Raw genomic sequence first — 23,352 nt, forward strand, 5'->3', positions numbered from 1 at the left:
ATATTACTTGATTAAACTACCATGTGAATATCTTTTTAAGCCAACCTGCAGGTTTATTTTCGCAGTTCTGTTTAATCACACCTTTCGGATCCCACATTGGCAATTTGAATTTGTTATCACAATCGAGGTCTAGCGGCCCCATCTTTGTTTTGCTAAATCCAATAGTACTGATCTCTCTAGGCCACGGCAGTACTAATCTTTCAGGAATACGATGATGGAGGTATTCAGAATATACCCTTAACGCGCCGCTCGATCCTGTTAATTTGGTTGGTTTGTTGTCATCTCTACCTAACCAAATCGCCGTCACCTCTCGCCCATCAACACCTACAAACCAACTATCACGTGTATCGTTACTGGTTCCTGTTTTTCCAGCGAGTGCTGCCCAAGAATATTTTCCATGCAGAAAACGCCCTGTTCCCTCAACGACTGCAACCTTCATCGCATACGTCGTAAGCCAAGCCGCTTGCTGAGAAACACGCTGCTGAACCCGAGGAATCGATTCATATAGCACGTTACCATCTTGATCCAATACCGACCTCAGTGCGGATAGCTCTGCTTTTCTGCCAGAGTTAGTCAGCGTTTGATACATCTGCGCCACTTGAAATGGCGTCAAAGTAAACGAGCCTAAGAACATAGAAGGTACTGGGCGAATTTCAGAGCGATCGACACCAAGCTTCTCTAAAGTCTTCATGACTTCGGGAATCCCTAACTGCATACCTAAATAGACAGTCGGCACATTCAATGATTTCGATAAAGCGTCGATTAACGGCACTTCACCACGAAATTCTCGATCGTAGTTTCTTGGAGACCAGACATCACCTTTACTACCTTTCAAGCTTATTGGCTTATCTTGTAATGTCGTCGCTAGATTATATTTCTCGGGCTGCTCTAGCGCCGTTAAATAGATCGCAGGCTTAGCCAGTGACCCAATTTGACGACTGGCATTAAGGGCTCGATTAAAGCCATCATAGCCCGTACGCTTACCACCAACCATGGCACGTATTTCACCACTATGTCGGTCAACCGCAACCGCCGCGCCTTCCAATGAGTCTCCCGCCCTTTTAGCAAGGTCTGGGATTTTCTTCGCAATGGCTCTTTCAAGTTCTTGCTGAGAAACTGGATCAAGCGAAGTAAACACACGTAGCCCAATTTCTGACTGGAACGCACTGCCCACTTTTTCTCTAAGCTCGATATTCACTTGTTGGAAATATGCAGGCTGACGGCTAGCGATCCTCGGGTTATCTTGAATATCGAGTGGTCGACTTGCTGCTTGATCGTATTGATTAGCCGTTAAAATGTCTTGCTGCATCATCATTCTAAGCACTAAATCTCTGCGTGCTTTGGCACGTTCTGGCTGACGAATGGGGTTGTAGTATGACGGGCCTTTTACCATGCCAACCAAAAGTGCTAGCTGATCGATTCTTAATTCATTAATCGGCTGACCAAAATAGAGTCGAGACGCTAAACCAAAACCGTGAATCGCCTCACCACCGCTTTGCCCAAGATACACCTCATTTAAATACGCTTCTAAGATACGATCTTTGCTGTAACGATGATCCAAAATGATCGCAATGTACGCTTCTCTAATCTTACGCCACAAGGTTCGGTCGCTCGATAAGAACAGGTTTTTAGCCAACTGCTGGGTTAACGTACTACCGCCTTGAACGGTACGCCCCGCTTTCATATTGACCACCATCGCACGGGCAATGGCTAACGGCGATACTCCATCATGCTGGTAAAAATGACGATCTTCGGTCACAAGCAGTGCATCAACCATCACTTCTGGAAACTCTTCACGTCGTAAGAACAGCCGCTGTTCATCGGTATTTTTTTCAAGCATTCCCAACATTTTTGGATCGATACGCAGATAACCTAAATTACCACTCTGCTCTAACGATTGAATTCGAGTCACGCCGTTAGAGTCGAAATGAATCATCACATGGCGAGAAGGCTCTGGCCCGTCAGAGAACTCAAAAGGACGACGAATTACCTCCAACTTATTAGAAGAAGAAGAGTACTCCCCTGGGTAGCGTGGCTGGCGTACTTTACGATAATTAAGTACATCTAATTCATTGCTTAGCTGCTTAAGTGTCGTGGACGAACCAGGGGTGATATTTAGAATTCGCGCATACACCACTGTCGGCAAGCTAAATAGCTGTCCTTCAAATTTCTGTTTAACGACGCTATCTAGGTAAACGCCGACAAAAACCAATACCGCTAACCCGGCAAGGCCTAGTTTCCAGCCAATACTCCACAACACTTTAAGCCATGAGCGTTGTGAAGACGATTTTCTCTTACGTGCTGGTTTTCTTTTAGCCGCTTTACGAGGGGCCGCTTTTTTCTTGGTAGTCGCCTTTTTCACAGGCGCTTTTTTATCGGTCATTTGTTGAACTGCCGTTTAGTTTTTCTGGTGGCGATATGATTTGCGGGATCATCTGGCCAAACATGTTTTGGGTATCGACCCTTCATCTCTTTTTGCACTTCTTTATAAGAGCCAGCCCAAAAAGAGGCGAGATCTTGAGTCACTTGAAGAGGACGTTGAGCGGGAGAAAGTAGCTCTAAGACAATTTTCTTTTTGCCAAGCGCGATCAATGGTGACTCTTTCTCTCCAAATATTTCTTGCATACGTACCGAGAGAATCGGTTCACTTCCTACTTCATAACGAATTCTTTTATTCGAGCCCGTAGGTAACTTATGAGAAACCGGCAAATACTGATCGATCTCTTGGTTAAGAGGCCAACCCAAGTGCGCTTGCAGCACTTGCACTAACTCTATGCTTTTTAAGCCTTTAACTGAGGTTATTCCTGTCATATAAGGCGCTAACCAGCTGTCGAGATCATCAAGCAAACTCTCATCATCCATTTTGGGCCACCCCTTTTCAGGAAGCCAATTAGCACCACAACGAATACGAGTTAATAATTCATCTGCCGACTTAGTCCAATTTAATACTGATAATCCTTTTTGTTTTACATAATTAAGTAAAGCATTGGTCATTTTTTGTTTATCAAGCGTGGTTAACTCTTTGCGACTGACGACTAAGTTGCCCAGCTTTAGCTGCTTTTCCGCAATCAACTGCCCTTTAGTCTCATTCCACTCTACAATCTCTTGATGAACAAAAAGAGAAGAAAAACTCTGCTGTAACAAATCAATATCAAGCTCGACGGCTAAAAATATTCGAGTGGCATTTTGAGTTGTGTGGTGTTGGCTACGCATCAAATCGATAGCGACGATATAGTCACAATCGGACAAGCTATGAGACTGGTCGATTTCAGCGCCATGCCCATTGGAAAGAATAAACTTACCACTTCTTGCTGATCGAGATTGAGCAACTCGATCTGGGAATGCCAAGCTCAATACCACCGCAACGTAACGCTCTTCAACCAGACGAATGGAGAATTTTTGTTTACATTTACTCGCGAGTTGCTCAGCACGTTTTAATATTACACGTGATTTCTGATGCGATCCTTGCTTGAGGCGATAAAGGCTGTCTTGGAGATCAAGCGTATTTCGCTCGGGCTCCTCAATCAGCGCAGCCACCACTACTGCGGTTTGAAAAAATGCGTCACCGTATTGGAGCGATTTAGCGAGCATGCTAGCGATGCGTGGATCCAAGCCAAACTGATGTGCCTGCTTGCCTAGTGCCGTAAGTTGATGCTGCTCGTTCAGGAGGCCTAGTGACGACAACAGTTGCCTCGCTTGAACCATCGCCACTTGCGGCGGCGTATCAAGCCATTTCAATTCACTGACCTCAGCTGCCCCCCATTGTGCAAGCTCCATCGCTAAAGAGCAGAGATCAGACGTTAGAATTTCAGCACTTGGCACGATTGGTTGCTGTTTTAACTGCCCTTCACTATAAAGCCTGATACAGATTCCTGCCTCTAATCGCCCGGCACGACCCGCTCTTTGTTCAGCTGATGATTGAGCAATTCGGACTTGCTCAAGTTTTGTTATTCCCGTTTTAAGATCGAACTTGGCCACTCTCTCAAGACCGCAATCAAGTACTAAACGAATGCCTTCAATGGTTAGAGATGTCTCTGCAATATTGGTCGCCAACACAACTTTACGTTGACCATTTTTTAACGGCGCTATCGCTTGCTGCTGCTGTGCAAAAGTGAGTTGACCGTATAGTGGAAAAACCGCTACTTTTTCATCAAGTCTACCTAGGCCAAGATCGTTTAGCTTATCGGCTACCTGTTTGATTGCCCCAACTCCGGGAAGAAAAACCAGCAGTGATCCCTCTTCACTCGCCATTAAATACTGGATCTGCTTAACGACACTTGGAATAAGGTAATCATTGGGCTTTAAATCGTTGTAGCGATATTCAACTGGAAAACTTCGCCCTTGTGACTCTACATATTTAGCTTGTGGCAACAGTGTTGTTAAAGCATTTTGATCCAGCGTCGCAGACATGACGACAATATGAAGATCATCACGCAGGGCGTCTTGAACTTCCAAGCTCAACGCTAATGAAGTATCGGCGTGAATACTTCTCTCATGAAACTCATCAAAAATCAGCAGATCAATACCTGTTAACTCGGGATCTGACTGTAGCATCCGCGTCATGATCCCTTCAGTGACGATCTCAAGTTGTGTATTACGGCCGACACGTGTTTCCCCGCGAACTCGGTAACCAACCCGATCACCCACTTTTTCACCAAGCTGTTGCGCGAGGTAACCTGCGATATTTCTCGCTGCCAGACGCCTTGGCTCAAGCATGATTATTTTGCCTAAAAATAGGCCGGCTTTAATGAGTTGCAGTGGGAAGAAAGTCGATTTACCAGCGCCAGGGGCTGCTTTTAAGATCAGCTGATTATGTGTTTTAACACCAGAGAGTAGTTCGGGGATCACACTTTCTATAGGTAGTTGAATCGGTGAAGACAACGGGGACGCCTTATGATGTAATGAGAACACCATTGTACATAAAAACAGTAAAAATGCATTTTAATCCCCCTCTTGAATCCGCCACATTACTTAAGCGTTACAAGCGCTTCCTTGCAGACATACAGCTGCCAGATCAATCGTTGCGCACCATTCACTGTGCAAACACTGGCGCAATGACAGGCTGCGCTGATGCAGGTAATACCGTGTGGTATTCAACCTCCGATAATCCTAAGCGAAAGTACCCTAATAGTTGGGAGTTAGCTCAGACAAAGCAGGGTCATTGGATCTGTATTAATACGGTGAAAGCGAACCACTTGGCTGTTGAAGCCATCGAGAATGGCATCATAAAAGAGCTTACTGGCTACAACGAATTGAAAACTGAAGTGAAGTACGGCAGTGAAAATAGTCGCATTGATATCTTGCTCAATTCAGAAACTAAGCCAAAATGCTATATAGAGGTTAAAAGCGTCACCCTACTAGATAATGATAATAGTGGGCAGGGCTACTTTCCAGATGCAGTGACTACTCGTGGTCAAAAGCATTTGAGAGAGCTCACGGAAATGGCGAAAAGTGGAAGCAGAGCTGTACTTTTATTCACTGTTTTACATTCAGGGATTGAAAAAGTGTCCGCAGCCCTCCATATAGACGCCAACTATTCATATTTACTAAACGAAGCAATAGAGCAAGGCGTAGAAGTCCTGTGCTACAAAGCACAGATTTCTGAATCGGAAATCAAACTCATTTCTGCTGTTAATTTTATCAATAACCAGCAAAAAATGATGTCACCTTCACAATGACAAAAAGTTTGCTATCCAAGATTTGCGTCGCCCGATTCTTTTTGCTATAGATAGCCGCCTTAAAATAGACTGCTCAAGCAGTTGACTAGGTGTTAGTAGGAGATGCTGCATGCCAGAATCAAAGAAAAAAGCGATTGGCATCCTAGCCATTGCAGGTGTTGAGCCTTACCAAGCGAAGACAGGTGAAGAGTACATGTCACCTGAGCAGGTAGCTCATTTTACAAAAATTTTAGACGCTTGGCGCAACCAGCTGAGAGTAGAAGTTGATCGTACTGTTCACCACATGCAGGACGAAGCAGCAAACTTCCCAGATCCGGTTGACCGTGCTTCTCAAGAAGAAGAGTTTAGCTTAGAGCTTCGTAATCGTGACCGTGAGCGTCGCTTGATTAAAAAGATCGAAAAAACGCTAAACAAAATCGAAGAAGATGAGTACGGCTTCTGCGAATCTTGCGGTATTGAAATTGGTATCCGCCGCTTAGAAGCTCGCCCTACAGCTGATCTTTGTATCGACTGTAAGACGCTTTCTGAGATTAAAGAAAAACAGATGCAAGGTTAACCTTCATTTCTGTTACGAAAGGGAGCTTATGCTCCCTTTTTGCGGTTTTTATATCAGGCAAATATCATGAATTATGTTGGTCGTTTTGCTCCTTCTCCATCAGGCCCTTTACACTTTGGCTCTCTGGTGGCGGCTCTAGGAAGTTACTTTCAAGCAAAATCTCGGCATGGTGAGTGGTTAGTCAGAATAGAAGACCTCGATCCACCGAGAGAAATGTCCGGTGCATCCGATCTGATTTTAGCGACATTAGAGGCGTATCACCTTCATTGGGATGGTGAAGTGGTCTATCAAAGCCAACGTCATCAACTATACCAAGACCAGATAGAACAATGGTTACTCTCTAAAGAGGCGTATTATTGTCAATGCACACGCAAACAGATAAAACAATCTGGTGGTTTTTATCTCGGGACATGTCGAGACGCAATAATAAGGTCAAGTGAACCTTGCTCTGTACGCTTTAAAGTACCTCAAGCAATAGATCACTTCATTGACCAAAAACACGGTCGTATCGCCATTCCGCAAGCGTTGGCAGATGAAGATTTTATTATCAAACGTCGTGATGGATTGTACGCGTACAATCTTGCGGTAGTATTAGATGATATTGCTCAAGAAGTAACAGAAGTTGTCCGGGGCGCCGATCTAATTGAACCCACTGGTCGACAGATTAACCTCTATCATGCGATGGAGAAACCTGAGGTCAGCTATGTTCACTTGCCACTAGCTCTTGATCATAACGGCAACAAGCTATCAAAACAAAACCATGCACCAGCGCTAAATAATAAAGAGCCTATTGAAACTTTATTGGCAGCGATGACCTTTCTCGGTTTTGATATTGATACGCATATTGCCAGTGCAAAGTTAGACGACATCATTACATGGGGATGCCAAAATTGGTCTTTGCAGCAACTGCCAAATACGTTGGCAAGCACAGCAAGATTCTCAAATGGCGCTCCTTAGGCTATTATTAGCCCCAAATTAGGCCTTACTAGGCAAATAATCACTTAATAAAGCAACCTTGGTTCAAGCCAATATTGCCAGAAGCTCATGAATAATAACGAATATACACCAAGCCAATTTCCAGAACTTGCATTGAATGTTATCGCTCGCGATGAGCACAACATTTCACGCAAGCAGATCAGTGACAATGCTCTAAAGGTGCTATACCGACTCAATGGCGCTGGTTTTGAAGCTTACCTCGTTGGAGGTGGCGTCCGTGACCTGCTCCTTGATCTTGCACCAAAAGATTTCGATATCGCAACCAACGCGACACCCGAGCAAATTAAGCACTTATTTAGAAACTGCCGCCTAATCGGCCGCCGTTTCCGCTTAGCTCATATTATGTTTGGTCGAGATATTATCGAAGTGGCGACCTTCCGTGGTCACCATCAAGAGCCAAGCAAAAATGTATCAGCACAATCTGATGAAGGCATGCTACTGCGTGATAACGTCTATGGCAGCATTGATGAAGATGCTGAACGCCGTGATTTTTCGATTAACGCCATGTATTACAGCATTGGTGACTACAGCATTCACGACTATGCCGGTGGTGTAGAAGATCTCGAAGACAAATTAATCAGACTGATTGGCGATCCAGAAGTTCGCTACCGTGAAGACCCTGTACGCATGCTGCGTGCAATTCGTTTCGCTGCAAAGCTCGATTTTGATATCGAAGAAGACACGGCTGCGCCAATCGAAGAGCTTGCTCCACTGCTACAAGGCATTCCTTCTGCTCGCTTGTATGAAGAGTCGCTAAAATTGCTGCAATCAGGTTATGGGCTAGAAACCTATCACCTAATGCGTGAATACAATCTATTCCAGCAGATGTTCCCAGCCATTGCCGAACACTTTACTGAAGACTACTCATCACCAACTGAGCAGATGCTTGATCTTGTGTTTGATTCAACAGATCTTCGTATTGAAGATGAAAAACGAATTAACCCAGCATTCATGTTTGCTGCAATGCTTTGGTATCCGTTAAACACGCTTGCAGACCAACTGATGAGTGAAGGCAAGCTAGGCCATTATGATGCCGTCATGGAAGCAAGTAACATCATCTTAGATAAGCAAGTGAAAACCATTGCTATTCCTAGACGTCACACCGCAACCATTCGCGAAATCTGGCAGCTGCAGCTGCGTTTACCACGCCGTAATGGCAAACGTGCCTTTAGATTGATGGAGCTAAACAAGTTCCGTGCAGGTTATGACTTCCTTGAGATGCGTGGCGAAGTTGAAGGCGGTGACACTAAGAAGCTGGCTGAGTGGTGGAATACATTCCAAAACTCAGGACGTAATCAACGTCAAACCATGGCAGCAGATCTTGAAGATAGCGGCCCTAAAAAGCCTTTCCGTCGCCGTAGAAACAACCGTACTAAAAAGAGCAAGCCAGAATAATGGCGATTGTGTATATTGCGATCGGCAGTAATCTTGCCGATCCAGTCGGACAAGCAAATGATGCCATTGAAGCATTAAAGCACTTGCCGAAGTCTACACTGCTCAGCGCATCACAGCTTTATAGTAGTAGCCCAATGGGCCCTCAGGACCAACCTGACTACATTAACGCTGTGGTGGCGATTGAAACCCAATTAACGCCACTTGAGTTACTCGATTGCACTCAAACAATCGAGTTAGAACAAGGGCGAGTCCGTAAAGATGAGCGTTGGGGTCCACGAACCCTAGATTTAGACATCATTCTTTACGGCAATGACGTAATCGATTCCGAGCGTCTTATTGTTCCACACTATGGAATGAAAGAGCGTGAGTTTGTACTCTACCCGCTTGCTGAAATCGCACCAAATTTAACACTCCCGGATGGGACTGAGCTGCAACATCTGCTTTCTAAAGTCGATCGAAATGGCCTCAGCACTTGGCAATCATAGCCAACGCCTTGTAAGGATAAATCATGAAAAAAATTACAATCAACGACCTAATCAAGTGCAAACAAGAAGGTCGTAAATTCGCGACATCTACTGCGTACGATGCGAGTTTTGCCCAACTTTTTGAAAGCCAAGAGATGCCAGTACTGCTAGTTGGTGACTCTTTAGGTATGGTTTTACAAGGAAAAAACGATACGCTTCCAGTAACCGTTGACGATATTGCCTACCATACTCGCTGTGTACGTGCTGGTAGCCCTAACTGTCTGCTAATGGCTGATATGCCATTCATGAGTTACGCGACTCCAGAACAAGCCTGTGAGAGCGCAGCGAAGCTTATGCAAGCCGGCGCTAACATGGTTAAGATTGAAGGCGGTGATTGGTTAGTAGAGACAGTGAAAATGTTGACTGAGCGTGCTGTCCCTGTTTGTGCTCACCTAGGCTTAACCCCTCAATCAGTGAACATTTTTGGCGGTTATAAAGTTCAAGGTCGCGATCAAGAAAATGCCGACCGTATGGTAAAAGATGCACTTGCATTGCAAGAAGCAGGCGCTCAAATCGTCTTGCTTGAATGTGTTCCTGCCTCACTTGCTAAGCGCATCACTGAAGTTGTCAGTGTTCCTGTAATTGGTATTGGTGCTGGCAACGTAACTGACGGTCAAATTCTGGTAATGCACGACATGTTCGGTATTTCAGCCAATTACATGCCGAGGTTCTCGAAAAACTTCCTTGCTGAAACTGGTGACATGCGTTCAGCTGTGGCTAAATATATTAGCGAAGTGGAAAGCGGTGCTTTCCCTGATGACGCTCATACCATCGCCTAGGGAGTTCGATTATGCATATTTTAGCTGAGATAGCGTTAGTTCGAGAGCAAATCAAGCAATACAAGCGTGACGGACGTACTGTTGCCTTTGTTCCTACAATGGGTAACTTACATGAAGGCCATATCGCTTTAGTTAAAAAAGCCCGTGAACATGCCGATATTGTTGTTGTCAGTATCTTCGTTAATCCTATGCAATTTGAACGTGCCGACGATTTAACGAACTACCCTAGAACGCTAGAAGATGACATAGCTAAACTGACGGCAGAAGGTGTTGAATTAGTGTTCACGCCGACACCTGAAGTGATGTACCCGCAGGGTTTAGATACGCAGAGCTTTGTTGAAGTGCCAGTCCTTTCCACAATGTTAGAAGGTGCTTCCCGTCCAGGTCACTTCCGTGGTGTCGCAACGATTGTTACTAAACTATTTAATATTGTTCAGCCTGACTTTGCCTGCTTTGGTGAAAAAGACTTCCAGCAACTGGCGGTTATTCGTCAAATGACAACAGATCTTGCGATGGACATCGAAATCATCGGGCTGCCAACGGTACGTGAAATGGATGGTGTTGCGATGAGTTCTCGTAACGGTTTGTTGACCATTGATGAGCGCCAACGAGCGCCTGTTGTTGCTCGAACTATGCGTTGGGTTAGCAGTGCGATTCGAGGTGGACGTAGTGACTACGACTCCCTAATTGAAGATGCAAGCGACCAACTTCGCGCTGCGGGTTTACAGCCTGATGAGATCTTTATCCGTGACGCTCGAAGCCTTCAAGCAGTGACCGATCAGAGTACCCAAGCTGTTATCTTAATGTCAGCCTTCTTAGGGCAAGCTCGATTGATCGATAACCAAGTGGTTGAGTTAGTAACTGAGACTAAAGAAGAAGTTAACGCTGAAGTTCAAGCAACTGAATCGGAATAACCCCGCTAAAACACTTTCAAATACCCAATAAAAAGGTCGACTCAATGTCGACCTTTTCTCATTTCATAATAGCTAAAAAACTTAGCTTCTTAGACCTATGCCTCGTGTAACCAAATAATGAGCAACGGCATAAAGTGCTACAACAAACACAATAAGAACGGAGAATGAGGTCACGATATCAACATCGGATACTCCTAAAAACCCGTATCTAAATGCGTTAACCATATAAACAATTGGATTTATTTTAGAAACCGTTTGCCAGAATTCAGGCAATAAACTGATCGAATAAAATACCCCGCCTAAGTAGGTCAATGGCGTTAAGATAAACGTTGGAATAATCGAGATATCATCAAACGTCTTTGCAAATACCGCATTGATCAATCCGCCCAACGAAAACACCACCGAAGTTAAGAAGACGGTCAGCGCAATAATACCCCAGTGCTCAACTTGAAGGTCCACAAAGAAGAGTGAAACAAACGTCACGATAATACCGACAAGCAGGCCACGCGTAACACCACCCATGACAAATCCGGCAATGATGACGTAGTTTGGCACCGGAGCGACGAGTAGTTCCTCAATATTCTTTTGGAACTTAGCACTGAAGAATGACGAAGCCACATTAGAATAAGAGTTAGTAATAACCGACATCATAATCAGACCTGGAACGATATATTCCATGTAACTAAAGCCGTTCATTTCACCAATGCGTGCACCAATAAGGTTACCGAAAATAATGAAATACAGGGTCATGGTGATAGCAGGTGGGACCAGGGTTTGAACCCAGATACGGGTGAAACGGTTCACTTCTTTGGTGACTAAGCTGCAAAACGCCGTCCAATATATTTGATACATAGTTATTGCTCCTCAGCCTGATCTCTTACGATGCTGACAAATAGTTCTTCTAAACGGTTTGCCTTATTACGCATCGAAAGCACTTTAATACCCTGCTCTGTTAATTGAGTAAACACATGATTTAACCCTAGAGTTTTCTCTAGTTCTATCTCTAGCGAGCCATTAATCAGTTGCTGAGAGTTAACACCATCAAGTTCAGCAAGAGATTCAACCCCTTCTAGATCAAGAATAAAGGTCTCAACATGCAGCTGATTCAATAGTGCTTTCATACTGGTATTTTCAATAAGCTCACCACGGTTAATGATGCCAATGTTGCGACATAGCATTTCCGCTTCTTCCAGATAGTGAGTCGTCAAAATAATAGTAATGCCCTGCTCTTTGTTGATCTGTTTTAAAAAGTCCCACATTGAACGTCTTAGTTCTATATCGACACCGGCCGTTGGCTCATCCAAGATCAATAACTGAGGCTCATGCATAAGTGCACGAGCAATCATCAAGCGGCGTTTCATACCACCTGACAGGTTTCGTGCGCGCTCACTGCGTTTTTCCCACAAATCGAGCTGAGAGAGATACTTTTTAGCTCGCTCTTTCGCCAGCGTTTTTGACACACCGTAGTAGCCTGCTTGTTGCAGAACGATTTGTTCAACCGTTTCAAATTGATTGAAATTAAACTCTTGCGGCACTAACCCAAGATTTTGTTTAGCCAGCTCTAGATCGCTATCGATATCAAAGCCAAAGACCTTCACTTTCCCAGAGGTTTTATTTACCAGTGATGAAACCACACCGATGGTCGTCGACTTCCCTGCGCCATTCGGCCCAAGTAAGGCATAAAAATCGCCTTTCTCGACATTCAAACTAATGCCTTTTAGGGCTTCAAAGCCACCGGCATAAGTTTTTCGCAGCTGCTCTATTTCTAATGCGTACATAATATGACATTACTCTTTTTCTATTTATGGCTAACAGATGACGTCAGCTAGGCTATTTTTCAACCCAACATCTGAATTAAGCTGATATAGGGATGAATAAATCATGATACGGAATGTCGAGGTTCAGAGTTACATTCTAGAGTACATACAAAAAAGGCGCAGCAAATTGAGTGCTACGCCTTCGTTATAAATTACTCAATGTAATCAGTTCTAAATAGTATTGGTTTGATGCTCATCGCTCTCGACATATTTCAGAGCCGCCCTTAGAGCCTCATAACGAAATGCGTAAGTATTACCTTGCGAGACTAAGTCCAACACGTGAAATTTTTCTAACTGGGAGCGCGTCTGCTCGTTAGGGCATAGAAGTAACACCTCACATTGGGCATCTTTTGCATCTTTTATTGCGTTTTCAAGCGCTAGGCCGACTGTCACATCAATCATCGGAACATCAGTAAGGTCTAATATCATCACTTCATAATCAGAAATACTATTATGTTGACGAGAGATCGCTTTAGAGACACTAAAGATCATCGGCCCTGAAAGATAAAAAAATAGAACCTTACCATTCGCTCGATCAAGTAAACCTCGTTCGCTATCTGTCAGTGGGACATCATCTTCATCAGCATCACTGATCGCCTTCACTTGTCTTGCTTGTTCACGGCTCAGTCGTTCAATGATAATGATGTTGGAAATAAAGACGCCTAAGCCCACGGCAACAATCAGATCAACAAATACAGTTAGTAGCATTACGCCATACATGATGCTCATGCCAGCAAAACTCACCTTGTGAGCACGCTGAATAAAACTCCAGTCTAAGATATTAAACCCAACATACACTGCAATACCCGCCAAAACGGCCATTGGGATAGGCTCGGTTAAACCACCCGCGACGAGAACCACCAACATTAAAACTAAAGCGCGAATCATGCCGGATACGGGCGATCTTGCGCCAACTTGAATGTTGGTCACCGTGCCCATCGTCGCACCAGCCCCTGGCAGTGCGCCAAAGAGACCTGAAATCATGTTCGCTAACCCTTGCCCTCTTAACTCTTTGTCTGAGTCATGATCTTTACGTGTTAATGAGTCACCGATTACTGCTGTTAATAGGGTGTCAATGCAACCTAATGTACCAAGCACGAGCGCATCAATAACCATTTCAACAAACATCTCAGCGTTAATGTGCGGAATGACTAAAGTAGGTAACCCTGCAGGAATAACACCAATGCGGCGAATGTCGTCCATGTTGAATAAAATAACGGAAAGAAGGGTTACTGCAACTAAGGCAACTAGCTGAGCCGGAACATACTTTCGATACTTTTTAGGAAAGAAAAATAGTATTGCAAGAGTCGAAGCACCTAGAAACAGCTCGCTAAATTTCAGGTTAGAAACCGTATCCGGAAGTGCGTTTAACGTGCCTATAACGCCACCAGAAGGCGCTGCGTGGCCCAATAAAGGCGATAGCTGCAAGATAATTAATATGACGCCAATACCTGACATAAAACCAGAAATAACACTATAAGGCATTAGAGTTATGTATTTACCCAGCTTTAAAGTGCCGAGTAGTATCTGAAATGCCCCAGCCATCATGACAACCGTAAATGTCATCGCCATACCCGTTTCAGGGTATTTAGCCATCATACTGGTTAAGACCGCGGTCATGATCACCGTCATCGGTCCTGTAGGCTCAGAAATTAAGCTGGTTGAGCCGCCAAATAGCGCAGCAAAAAAACCAACGAATATTGCGCCCCATAATCCAGCTTCTGCCCCTGCTCCTGAAGCAACACCAAATGCCAATGCGAGCGGTAGTGAAATAATGGCCGTGGTTACGCCACCAAATATGTCGCCTTTTAAGCGAACGTCTTCAAAACGATTCCCAAACAAACTCAGCTCCCTGCTGATAAAAAAACAAATCACATCACTGTAGCAAATGTAACAGTCACTTTTCACCCTAATTAAGGTAAATGTTAGTTAACAAATAGTAGAGCAGTATTTTAAGCGTGTGATTTGCAGAGCAACAGCTCGTCAGATGAGTTGTCGTCACTCCATTTTTAACAAGATCGTATTTGTTACTTTGTGTATAGTGTGGCGAGTTAAAAAAGGGAAGTAAGATGCCAGAAATTAAGCAGCTATTTGAAAATAACTCGAAGTGGTCTGATTCAATCACCTCTGATCGTCCTGAGTATTTCGCTAGATTAGAAGAAGGGCAAAACCCTGGTTTCTTATGGATTGGTTGTTCAGATAGCCGAGTCCCAGCAGAACGATTAACAGGATTGTACTCGGGAGAGCTGTTTGTTCACCGTAATGTTGCCAATCAAGTTATCCATACCGACTTAAACTGTCTTTCAGTTGTTCAGTACGCCGTTGATGTACTGAAAGTGAATCACATCATCGTTTGTGGTCACTATGGTTGTGGCGGCGTCAATGCAGCAATTGATAATACCCAACTTGGTCTTATCAATAACTGGCTACTGCATATTCGTGATTTATACCTTAAGCACCGTAACTGGCTTGGTGATATGCCACGCGAAGTATGGGGCGATAAGCTTTGCGAAATTAACGTTGCGGAACAAGTGTATAACTTGGGTAATTCAACTGTATTGCAAGGCGCTTGGGAACGTGGCCAAGATGTTCAAATTCACGGTGTCGTCTATGGTATCGGAGACGGCAAACTTCTCGATCTAGGCGTAAGGTGCTCAAGCAGAGAAACACTCGAAGTATCTTACCAAGCGGCAATGGCTAAAATACTCAGTAACGAGAATAAAACGACTTCATAAAAAAACGCTCACTATTTAGTGAGCGTTTTTGTTTCAATCTATAAGCTATCGTCTCTAACTTACTCTAGCTTTGACCTATCTGGCGATTATTCCTGTGGAACAACTTTTCCGATATATGGTAAGTGACGGTATTTTTGTGCGTAATCAATACCAACACCAACAACAAATTCGTCAGGGATAGCAAAACCAATCCATTTAGCATCAACTTCAATTTCACGCTTCACTGGTTTGTCTAGCAGAGTACAAACTTGAATCGACTTAGGCTCGCGCAGTGTCAGAATTTCAATCACTTTACTCAGCGTGTTGCCAGTATCAATAATATCTTCAACCAACAGTACATCTTTACCTTTGATGTCATCATCTAAGTCTTTAAGAATACGTACATCACGACTACTTTCCATTGTGTTGCCGTAGCTAGAAGCCGTCATAAAATCAACTTGATGAGTAATGTCTATCGCTCTCGCTAAATCAGCCATAAAGACAAATGAACCGCGTAACAAACCAACCATAACCAAATCTTCACTACCTTGGTAATGCTGTGTAATTTGCTCACCTAGCTCTTTTACTCGCTTCTGAACTTCTTGCTCAGAAATCATAGGTTCTATCGTATGTTTCATACCATTCTCAATTAAGCGGTTATTGCAGTCTCTGACGTTCTTTGAACTCAGTTCGCTGCTCGATTTTGCGGCTATAGTAACACTCCTCCCTTCATGAGTTAAATTTTTCACTCTTTGTCATTATTTCTCATTTATTAGAGCCTTTATAAAATTAAGCACATTGAATCTAAACACTATTCGCATTATTGACTATTATATAATCATAAGGCATTGACCAAAATCATATGCACCATTACACTCATTGTGCTAGATCAAATAACAAAAAACACATTAGAGCAAAGACTCTAAGGTTAAACGTCACAAATAATACGTCAATTGGCAAGGAAAACTCTATATGGACTCTATAGCAAAAAGACCACGTACGCGCCTATCTCCACAAAAACGTAAATTGCAACTAATGGAAATTGCATTAGAAGTATTTGCTAAACGAGGAATAGGACGTGGCGGACACGCTGACATTGCAGAAATTGCCCAAGTGTCTGTTGCAACAGTATTTAACTACTTCCCAACTCGAGAAGATCTCGTCGATGATGTACTCAATTACGTAGTACGTCAGTTTTCAAACTTTTTAGCTGACAACATCGATTTAGACATACACGCAAAACAAAACTTACGAAACGTCACCAGCGAAATGGTCAGTCTTGTAATTCAAGATTGTAATTGGTTGAAAGTTTGGTTTGAGTGGAGTGCGTCAACTCGCGATGAAGTTTGGCCGCTGTTTGTCTCTTCAAATCGCACTAACCAAATGTTAGTGAAGAACATGTTTATCAACGCAATTAACCGTGAAGAAGTATGCAGTGATCATGATCCTGACCACTTAACAAACCTATTCCACGGTATTTGCTACTCTCTATTTGTTCAATCAAACCGTCTGCAAAATGAAGTCGCAATGGAAAGCTTAACCAATAGCTACCTTGATATGTTGTGTATTTACCAAGGCGAATAATACTAAGTATAAACATTAAGCTTCTTGCACAAAAAAACCGCTGAATTCAGCGGTTTTTTATTAATTCAAAAAAGCATTTAAGAGAAGAATTACTTCTTCTTTTTCACTGCTTTCTTGTTTGGAAGGTCAGTAATTGAACCTTCGAATACTTCCGCAGCTAGACCAACAGACTCATGTAGAGTTGGGTGAGCGTGGATAGTCAGAGCGATATCTTCTGCATCACAACCCATTTCAATTGCAAGGCCGATTTCACCTAGTAGCTCACCACCGTTAGTACCAACAACAGCACCACCGATGACACGATGAGTATCTTTATCGAAGATCATCTTAGTCATACCGTCAGCACAGTCAGATGCGATTGCACGACCTGAAGCAGCCCAAGGGAATGTTGAAACTTCGTAGTTCAGACCTTCAGCCTTAGCTTCTTTCTCAGTCTTGCCTACCCACGCGACTTCTGGCTCAGTGTACGCGATTGATGGAATTACTTTAGGGTCGAAGTAGTGCTTCTTACCTGAAATAACTTCAGCCGCAACGTGGCCTTCATGCACACCTTTGTGAGCAAGCATTGGCTGACCAACAACATCGCCGATAGCGTGAATGTGAGAAACGTTCGTACGCAACTGCTTATCAACGTTAATGAAGCCACGCTCATCAACTTCAATACCCGCTTTTTCAGCGTCGATTAATGCGCCGTTTGGAACACGACCGATAGCAACAAGAACAGCATCGTAGCGCTCAGCTTCTGCTGGTGCTTTTTTACCTTCCATTGAAACGTAGATACCATCTTCTTTCGCTTCAACTGCCGTTACTTTCGTTTCAAGCATTAGCTTGAACTTATTCTTAATGCGTTTAGTGAAGACTTTAACGATGTCTTTATCCGCAGCAGGGATAACTTGATCGAACATCTCAACAACTTCAACTTTAGAACCTAGAGAGTGGTAAACCGTACCCATCTCAAGACCGATGATACCACCACCCATGATAAGCAGTTTCTCTGGTACTTCGTTCAGCTCTAGAGCATCCGTAGAATCCCAAATACGAGGATCTTCATGCGGAATAAATGGAAGTTTAATTGGACGAGAACCCGCTGCAATGATCGCGTTGTCGAAGTTAACTGTTGTTGCTTCGCCTTCGCCTTCAACAAGAATGCTGTTAGGACCTGTGAACTTACCAAAACCGTTAACAACTGTAACGTTACGCATCTTAGCCATTCCGCCAAGACCGCCAGTTAGTTGATCGACAACTTTCTCTTTCCAGATACGGATCTTGCTGATGTCAGTCTGTGGTTCGCCGAAAACAACGCCGTGCTCAGCCATCGCTTTTGCTTCTTCAATAACTTTTGAAACGTGAAGAAGAGCTTTTGATGGGATACAACCAACGTTCAAACATACACCACCAAGAGTGCTGTAACGTTCAACTAAAACTGTCTCTAGACCTAAGTCTGCACAGCGGAATGCAGCTGAGTAACCAGCAGGACCTGAACCAAGTACAACAACTTGGGCTTTGATTTCTTTGCTCATTGTGACCTCTTGTAGTCATTATCCCTAACAGGCTAAGTAGGTATTCCTAAATATATGGACTTTCAAACGTGAAACATTTTACAGAGATGTTAACAGTGTGAAAGAAGCATTCAGTTAGCCTGTGAGCTAGACAACAATTCACCATCAGTTTCTTAGAATTGAATGAAATTGTTATCTAATAATATGCGTTACATAAAACAATTAAGGTGACCCGAAAGTCACCTTAGATTTGCAAACTTTACAGAACCAAACGGCGGATATCTGATAGCGCGCTATTTAAGAATGTAATAAAGCGCGCACCTTCAGCTCCATCAATCACACGGTGATCGTATGAAAGAGAAAGTGGAAGCTGTAAGCGTGGTTGGAATTCTTTACCATTCCATACCGGCTTCATTTCAGACTTAGATACACCTAGGATACCAACTTCTGGTGCATTTACGATAGGTGTAAATGCAGTACCACCAATGCCACCAAGGCTAGAGATAGTGAAACAGCCGCCTTGCATGTCTGCAGCGGTTAGTTTACCAGAACGTGCTTTCTTAGAAACAGCCATTAGCTCTTCAGAAAGCTCGTAGATACCTTTCTTGTTCACGTCTTTAAATACAGGAACAACTAGGCCGTTTGGAGTATCAACAGCAATGCCAACGTTTACGTATTTCTTAAGAATTACGCTTTCGCCGTCATCTGACAGTGAAGAGTTGAACGAAGGGAATGCTTCTAATGCTTTTGCTACTGCTTTCATGATGAACACAAGTGGTGTGATCTTCATGCCAGTGTCTTTCTTAGCTTCGATTGCGTTCTGTGCTTTACGGAATGCTTCAAGCTCAGTGATGTCTGCGTTATCCCACTGAGTAACATGAGGGATCATTACCCAGTTACGGTGTAGGTTTGCACCAGAGATTTTCTTGATGCGAGACAGTTTTTGAACTTCAGTTTCACCAAACTTGCTGAAATCAATTTTCGGCCAAGGAAGAAGACCAAGAGCTGAACCGTCGCCGCCTTTACCTGATGCAGCAGCACCAGACTCAAGACGTTTAAGCGCATCTTTAACGTAAGACTGTACGTCTTCTTTTAGGATGCGGCTCTTACGGCCAGTACCTTTAACCTTAGAAAGGTTAACGCCAAATTCGCGAGCAAGACGACGAACTACCGGAGATGCGTGTGCGTAGTCACCGTTCTCTTGGAAGTCGTTCGCTGCAGGAGCCTCAGCTTTAGCCGCTGGAGCTGCCGGAGCCGCCGCAGGTGCTGCTTGTGCAACTGGAGCAGCTACTGGTGCTGCGCCTTCAACAACGCCCTCTGTTGTAGAGAACACCATGATTAGTGAGCCAGTTGACACTTTATCGCCAGCTGCAATCTTGATTGCTTTAACCGTACCAGAGAAAGGAGCCGGTACTTCCATTGACGCTTTGTCGCCTTCAACAGTAATTAGAGATTGCTCTTCTTCTACTGTATCGCCAACCGCTACCATGATTTCAGTAACTTCTACTTCGTCACCACCGATATCAGGAACGTTCACTTCTTTCTCAGCAGATACTGCTGGAGCCGCTGCAACAGGTGCTGCCGCTTGAGCCGCAACAGGTGCTACTGAAGCACCAGAGCCTGCAACTTCAAAGATCATCACTAGAGAGCCAGTTGTTACCGTATCGCCCGCTGCAATTTTGATCTCTTTAAGAGTACCCGCGAATGGTGCAGGAACTTCCATAGAAGCTTTGTCGCCTTCAACTGTCAGAAGAGATTGCTCTTCTTCAATTGCGTCGCCAACTGCAACCATGATTTCAGTAACTTCTACTTCGTCACCGCCAATGTCAGGAACATGAACTTCTTTAAGTTCAGCAACTGAAGCTGCCGCAGGAGCAGCTACTGGAGCCGCTTCAACTGCAGGAGCTGGTGCAGCTGCTGCACCCTCCGCTTCGAAGATCATGATTAAAGAACCAGTCGTCACTGAATCGCCTTCAGAGATCTTGATTTCTTTAACGATACCCGCTTGAGACGCAGGTACTTCCATTGAAGCTTTGTCGCCTTCAACAGTGATCAGTGACTGCTCTTCTTCAACCTTGTCGCCAACGTTTACCAGAATTTCAGTGACTTCAACTTCATCAGCACCAATGTCAGGAACATTAATTTCGATTGTCATTGTGTTTTCCTACCTTAATGCAAGTCTTATGCGTATTGCGGGTTAGTTTTTTCAGTGTCGATATTGAACTTAGCAATTGCTTCTGTAACAACTGATTTTTCAATATCACCACGTTTAGCCAGTTCAGTTAGCGCAGCAACAACAACGTAGCCAGCGTTCACTTCGAAGTGACGACGTAGGTTTTCACGGCTGTCAGAACGACCGAAACCATCAGTACCAAGTACTTTGTATGACTCAGCAGGAACGAATGCACGTACTTGCTCAGCATAGTTCTTCATGTAATCCGTCACTGCGATAGCAGGTTCGTTACCAAGAACTGTTGTGATGTACGGTACTTTTGCTTCTGCCTCTGGGTGAAGCATGTTGTCACGCTCTACCGCTTGGCCATCACGAGTTAGCTCGTTGAATGATGTTACAGAGAATACGTCAGACGCAACACCGTAGTCTTCGCTAAGGATCTGAGCCGCTTTACGTGCTTCATTCATGATAGTACCAGAACTCATTAACTGAACTTTGCCCTTAGTACCAGCATGAGATTCAAGCTTGTAGATACCCTTACGAATGCCTTCTTCAGCGCCTTCAGGCATTGCTGGCATTGCGTAGTTCTCGTTCATTACTGTTAGGTAGTAGTAAACGTTCTCTTGGTTCTCACCGTACATGCGACGAATACCGTCTTGCATGATAACCGCTAGCTCGTAAGCGAACGTTGGGTCGTAAGAGATACAGTTAGGGATCGTGTTCGCTTGAATGTGCGAGTGACCATCTTCGTGCTGTAGACCTTCACCATTCAATGTAGTACGACCGGCAGTAGCACCCAGTAGGAAGCCACGAGCTTGTTGGTCACCTGCTAGCCATGCCATGTCACCAATACGTTGGAAACCGAACATTGAGTAGTAGATGTAGAATGGGATCATTGGTAGATCGTTGGTGCTGTATGACGTTGCAGCAGCAACCCAAGAAGCCATTGAGCCTAGCTCATTGATACCTTCTTGAAGAACCTGACCAGATGTCGCTTCTTTGTAGTAAGAAACAATGCCTTTATCTTCTGGTGTGTACTCTTGACCGTGTGGGTTGTAGATACCAACCTGACGGAATAGACCTTCCATACCGAATGTACGTGCTTCATCACAGATAATAGGAACGATATTTTTACCGATGCCTTTATCTTTAAGAAGGATGTTTAGTACACGTACGTAAGCCATCGTCGTAGAGATTTCACGCTTTTGAGCACCAAGTAGAGGAGCAAATGCATCTAGCTCAGGAACTTTAAATTCTTGAGTAAACTTAGGCAGACGAGCAGGTGTATAACCGTGAAGTGCCTTACGACGAGCATGCATGTATTCATATTCAGCCGTACCTTCTTCTAGTTTCAGGTAAGGAAGATCTGATAGCTTCTCATCTGAAAGAAGGTCTTCTAGGCCTAAGCGATCACGTAGATGTTGGATATGCGTCATATCCATTTTCTTAACACCGTGTGCAATATTCTTGCCTTCAGCAGCGTCACCCATGCCGTAACCTTTAACAGTCTTAGCAAGGATTACTGTTGGCTTACCGCCTGTCTCTTTCGCATTATTGAATGCTGCGAAAAGTTTAGATGAGTCATGACCACCACGCTTAAGAGCGAAGATTTCGTCATCAGTCATATCTGCAACTAGTGCTGCAGTTTCAGGGTATTTGCCAAAGAAGTGCTCACGAACGTATGCACCATCTTTAGATTTGAATGTTTGGTAATCACCATCGATAGTTTCGTTCATTAGCTGAAGAAGCTTACCAGTCGTGTCTTTAGCCAGTAGTGAATCCCAGTTGCTACCCCAGATAACTTTAACAACATTCCAACCAGCGCCTTTAAATAGACCTTCTAGTTCTTGGATGATGCTGCCGTTACCCATTACAGGGCCATCTAGACGCTGTAGGTTACAGTTGATTAGGAAACATAGATTGTCTAGCTTCTCACGCGCAGCGAAAGAGATAGCACCACGTGATTCAGGCTCATCCATCTCACCGTCACCTAGGAACGCGTATACGCGTTGCGCTGAAGTTTCTTTCAGACCACGGCCGTCAAGGTACTTAAGGAAGCGCGCTTGGTAGATAGCAGAGATCGGACCAAGACCCATAGATACTGTAGGGAACTGCCAGAATTCAGGCATCAGTTTAGGGTGAGGGTAAGAAGGAATACCTTTACCATCAACTTCTTGACGGAAGTTATCTAGCTGCTCTTCAGTTAAGCGGCCTTCAACGAACGCACGAGAGTAGATACCTGGAGAGATATGACCTTGGTAATACACCAAATCGCCACCGTCCGTCTCATTTGGAGCACGGAAGAAGTGGTTGAAACATACTTCGTAAAATGCAGCTGCAGACTGGTAAGAAGCCATGTGACCACCAAGGTCTAGGTCTTTCTTAGAAGCGCGCAACACAATCATGATTGAGTTCCAGCGAATAATCGAACGAATACGACGTTCAAGAGTCACATCACCTGGGTAAGCTGGCTCTTGCGCTGCAGGAATAGTGTTGATGTAGTTTGTATTAACGCCGGTTGGCATATCTACACCGTCTAAACGTGCTTTATCTAAAACTTGCTCTAGTAAAAACTGAGCACGTTCTACACCTTCTTCACGAACAACTGATTCAAGGGCTTTTAGCCAATCTTGAGTTTCTACTGCGTCTACGTCATGCTTCATGTCAGACATGGCGATCTATCCTTCTATTGGTTGGATTTTAGATAAACTGTCAAAGAGCCG

Annotated in this window: 18 protein-coding genes; 9 read left to right on the plus strand and 9 right to left on the minus strand. The window is 44.1% G+C overall.

All coding sequences use genetic code 11. The features are described 5' to 3' along the window. Positions 1–16: 16 nt before the first annotated feature. A complete protein-coding gene (gene mrcB, locus L4D20_RS08515) occupies positions 17–2,383 on the minus strand; it encodes a penicillin-binding protein 1B (RefSeq protein WP_428801150.1) in 2,367 nt (788 codons plus the stop codon). Continuing rightward, positions 2,380–4,914, minus strand: coding sequence for an ATP-dependent helicase HrpB (gene hrpB / locus L4D20_RS08520; protein WP_428801151.1), 2,535 nt, complete (start codon positions 4,912–4,914; stop codon positions 2,380–2,382). The genes mrcB and hrpB overlap by 4 nt, the downstream gene beginning before the upstream one ends. A gap of 20 nt (positions 4,915–4,934) precedes the next feature. On the opposite strand from hrpB, the gene sfsA reads away from it, so the two are divergent. From sfsA to panC, 7 genes are all read left to right on the plus strand, one after another. Next, positions 4,935–5,678 carry a DNA/RNA nuclease SfsA gene (sfsA, locus tag L4D20_RS08525; protein ID WP_428801152.1) on the plus strand — a complete coding sequence of 248 codons (744 nt, stop codon included), beginning with the start codon at positions 4,935–4,937 and terminating at the stop codon, positions 5,676–5,678. A 109-nt stretch (positions 5,679–5,787) separates the two neighbouring features. After that, positions 5,788–6,234 (plus strand): RNA polymerase-binding protein DksA, encoded by a 447-nt coding sequence (dksA, locus tag L4D20_RS08530; RefSeq protein WP_428801153.1) that lies wholly within the window; start codon positions 5,788–5,790, stop codon positions 6,232–6,234. Between the two features lie 66 nt (positions 6,235–6,300). After that, entirely contained in the window at positions 6,301–7,191 is an 891-nt protein-coding gene (gluQRS, locus tag L4D20_RS08535; RefSeq protein WP_428801154.1) for a tRNA glutamyl-Q(34) synthetase GluQRS, read from the plus strand. A gap of 87 nt (positions 7,192–7,278) precedes the next feature. Beyond that, positions 7,279–8,625, plus strand: coding sequence for a polynucleotide adenylyltransferase PcnB (gene pcnB / locus L4D20_RS08540; protein ID WP_428801155.1), 1,347 nt, complete (start codon positions 7,279–7,281; stop codon positions 8,623–8,625). Next, positions 8,625–9,110, plus strand: a complete 486-nt coding sequence (gene folK, locus L4D20_RS08545; RefSeq protein ID WP_428801156.1) for a 2-amino-4-hydroxy-6-hydroxymethyldihydropteridine diphosphokinase — start codon at positions 8,625–8,627, stop codon at positions 9,108–9,110. Before pcnB ends, folK begins: the two co-directional genes overlap by 1 nt. A 23-nt stretch (positions 9,111–9,133) precedes the next feature. Continuing rightward, complete coding sequence (panB, locus tag L4D20_RS08550; protein ID WP_428801157.1) at positions 9,134–9,928, plus strand: 3-methyl-2-oxobutanoate hydroxymethyltransferase; 795 nt, start codon at positions 9,134–9,136, stop codon at positions 9,926–9,928. 11 nt (positions 9,929–9,939) lie between these two features. Next, a complete protein-coding gene (gene panC, locus L4D20_RS08555; RefSeq protein WP_428801158.1) occupies positions 9,940–10,842 on the plus strand; it encodes a pantoate--beta-alanine ligase in 903 nt (300 codons plus the stop codon). An 81-nt stretch (positions 10,843–10,923) separates the two neighbouring features. Here the strand turns inward: panC and L4D20_RS08560 are convergent, their stop codons facing one another. From L4D20_RS08560 to L4D20_RS08570, 3 genes are all read right to left on the minus strand, one after another. After that, positions 10,924–11,694: an ABC transporter permease gene (locus L4D20_RS08560; protein ID WP_428801159.1), complete on the minus strand. Its 771-nt coding sequence runs from the start codon at positions 11,692–11,694 to the stop codon at positions 10,924–10,926. 2 nt (positions 11,695–11,696) lie between these two features. Next, the gene (locus tag L4D20_RS08565) at positions 11,697–12,620 is read right to left on the minus strand and encodes an ABC transporter ATP-binding protein (RefSeq protein WP_428801160.1); all 924 of its coding nucleotides are present in this window, start codon (positions 12,618–12,620) and stop codon (positions 11,697–11,699) included. Between the two features lie 210 nt (positions 12,621–12,830). Next, positions 12,831–14,501 (minus strand): SulP family inorganic anion transporter, encoded by a 1,671-nt coding sequence (locus L4D20_RS08570; RefSeq protein ID WP_428801161.1) that lies wholly within the window; start codon positions 14,499–14,501, stop codon positions 12,831–12,833. A gap of 227 nt (positions 14,502–14,728) precedes the next feature. Here L4D20_RS08570 and can point away from each other — a divergent pair, with 227 nt between their 5' ends. After that, the gene (gene can, locus L4D20_RS08575) at positions 14,729–15,394 is read left to right on the plus strand and encodes a carbonate dehydratase (protein WP_428801162.1); all 666 of its coding nucleotides are present in this window, start codon (positions 14,729–14,731) and stop codon (positions 15,392–15,394) included. A gap of 86 nt (positions 15,395–15,480) precedes the next feature. On the opposite strand, the gene hpt is transcribed toward can, so the two are convergent. Continuing rightward, positions 15,481–16,062 carry a hypoxanthine phosphoribosyltransferase gene (hpt, locus tag L4D20_RS08580; RefSeq protein ID WP_428801283.1) on the minus strand — a complete coding sequence of 194 codons (582 nt, stop codon included), beginning with the start codon at positions 16,060–16,062 and terminating at the stop codon, positions 15,481–15,483. Between the two features lie 283 nt (positions 16,063–16,345). Between hpt and L4D20_RS08585 the strand changes: the two genes are divergently transcribed. After that, on the plus strand, positions 16,346–16,957 hold the full coding sequence (locus tag L4D20_RS08585; RefSeq protein WP_428801163.1) for a LuxR/HapR/OpaR family quorum-sensing transcriptional regulator: 612 nt from the start codon (positions 16,346–16,348) through the stop codon (positions 16,955–16,957). Positions 16,958–17,046: 89 nt separating this feature from the next. Here the strand turns inward: L4D20_RS08585 and lpdA are convergent, their stop codons facing one another. From lpdA to aceE, 3 genes are all read right to left on the minus strand, one after another. Then, on the minus strand, positions 17,047–18,477 hold the full coding sequence (lpdA, locus tag L4D20_RS08590; RefSeq protein ID WP_428801164.1) for a dihydrolipoyl dehydrogenase: 1,431 nt from the start codon (positions 18,475–18,477) through the stop codon (positions 17,047–17,049). A 238-nt stretch (positions 18,478–18,715) separates the two neighbouring features. Continuing rightward, positions 18,716–20,611 carry a pyruvate dehydrogenase complex dihydrolipoyllysine-residue acetyltransferase gene (gene aceF / locus L4D20_RS08595; RefSeq protein ID WP_428801165.1) on the minus strand — a complete coding sequence of 632 codons (1,896 nt, stop codon included), beginning with the start codon at positions 20,609–20,611 and terminating at the stop codon, positions 18,716–18,718. A 26-nt stretch (positions 20,612–20,637) separates the two neighbouring features. Beyond that, positions 20,638–23,301 (minus strand): pyruvate dehydrogenase (acetyl-transferring), homodimeric type, encoded by a 2,664-nt coding sequence (gene aceE, locus L4D20_RS08600; RefSeq protein ID WP_428801166.1) that lies wholly within the window; start codon positions 23,299–23,301, stop codon positions 20,638–20,640. Positions 23,302–23,352 lie beyond the last annotated feature (51 nt).

Origin of the sequence: Vibrio kyushuensis (genome assembly GCF_050337325.1) — a bacterium.
In the GTDB taxonomy this organism is placed as follows: domain Bacteria; phylum Pseudomonadota; class Gammaproteobacteria; order Enterobacterales; family Vibrionaceae; genus Vibrio; species Vibrio kyushuensis.

What these genes read in the sequence shown, in the direction of transcription:
- mrcB (WP_428801150.1), bottom strand. Translation starts at nt 2,383, where the DNA reads ATGACCGATAAAAAAGCGCCTGTGAAAAAGGCGACTACCAAGAAAAAA.
- hrpB (WP_428801151.1), bottom strand. Translation starts at nt 4,914, where the DNA reads ATGGTGTTCTCATTACATCATAAGGCGTCCCCGTTGTCTTCACCGATT.
- sfsA (WP_428801152.1), top strand. Translation starts at nt 4,935, where the DNA reads ATGCATTTTAATCCCCCTCTTGAATCCGCCACATTACTTAAGCGTTAC.
- dksA (WP_428801153.1), top strand. Translation starts at nt 5,788, where the DNA reads ATGCCAGAATCAAAGAAAAAAGCGATTGGCATCCTAGCCATTGCAGGT.
- gluQRS (WP_428801154.1), top strand. Translation starts at nt 6,301, where the DNA reads ATGAATTATGTTGGTCGTTTTGCTCCTTCTCCATCAGGCCCTTTACAC.
- pcnB (WP_428801155.1), top strand. Translation starts at nt 7,279, where the DNA reads ATGAATAATAACGAATATACACCAAGCCAATTTCCAGAACTTGCATTG.
- folK (WP_428801156.1), top strand. Translation starts at nt 8,625, where the DNA reads ATGGCGATTGTGTATATTGCGATCGGCAGTAATCTTGCCGATCCAGTC.
- panB (WP_428801157.1), top strand. Translation starts at nt 9,134, where the DNA reads ATGAAAAAAATTACAATCAACGACCTAATCAAGTGCAAACAAGAAGGT.
- panC (WP_428801158.1), top strand. Translation starts at nt 9,940, where the DNA reads ATGCATATTTTAGCTGAGATAGCGTTAGTTCGAGAGCAAATCAAGCAA.
- L4D20_RS08560 (WP_428801159.1), bottom strand. Translation starts at nt 11,694, where the DNA reads ATGTATCAAATATATTGGACGGCGTTTTGCAGCTTAGTCACCAAAGAA.
- L4D20_RS08565 (WP_428801160.1), bottom strand. Translation starts at nt 12,620, where the DNA reads ATGTACGCATTAGAAATAGAGCAGCTGCGAAAAACTTATGCCGGTGGC.
- can (WP_428801162.1), top strand. Translation starts at nt 14,729, where the DNA reads ATGCCAGAAATTAAGCAGCTATTTGAAAATAACTCGAAGTGGTCTGAT.
- L4D20_RS08585 (WP_428801163.1), top strand. Translation starts at nt 16,346, where the DNA reads ATGGACTCTATAGCAAAAAGACCACGTACGCGCCTATCTCCACAAAAA.
- lpdA (WP_428801164.1), bottom strand. Translation starts at nt 18,477, where the DNA reads ATGAGCAAAGAAATCAAAGCCCAAGTTGTTGTACTTGGTTCAGGTCCT.
- aceF (WP_428801165.1), bottom strand. Translation starts at nt 20,611, where the DNA reads ATGACAATCGAAATTAATGTTCCTGACATTGGTGCTGATGAAGTTGAA.
- aceE (WP_428801166.1), bottom strand. Translation starts at nt 23,301, where the DNA reads ATGTCTGACATGAAGCATGACGTAGACGCAGTAGAAACTCAAGATTGG.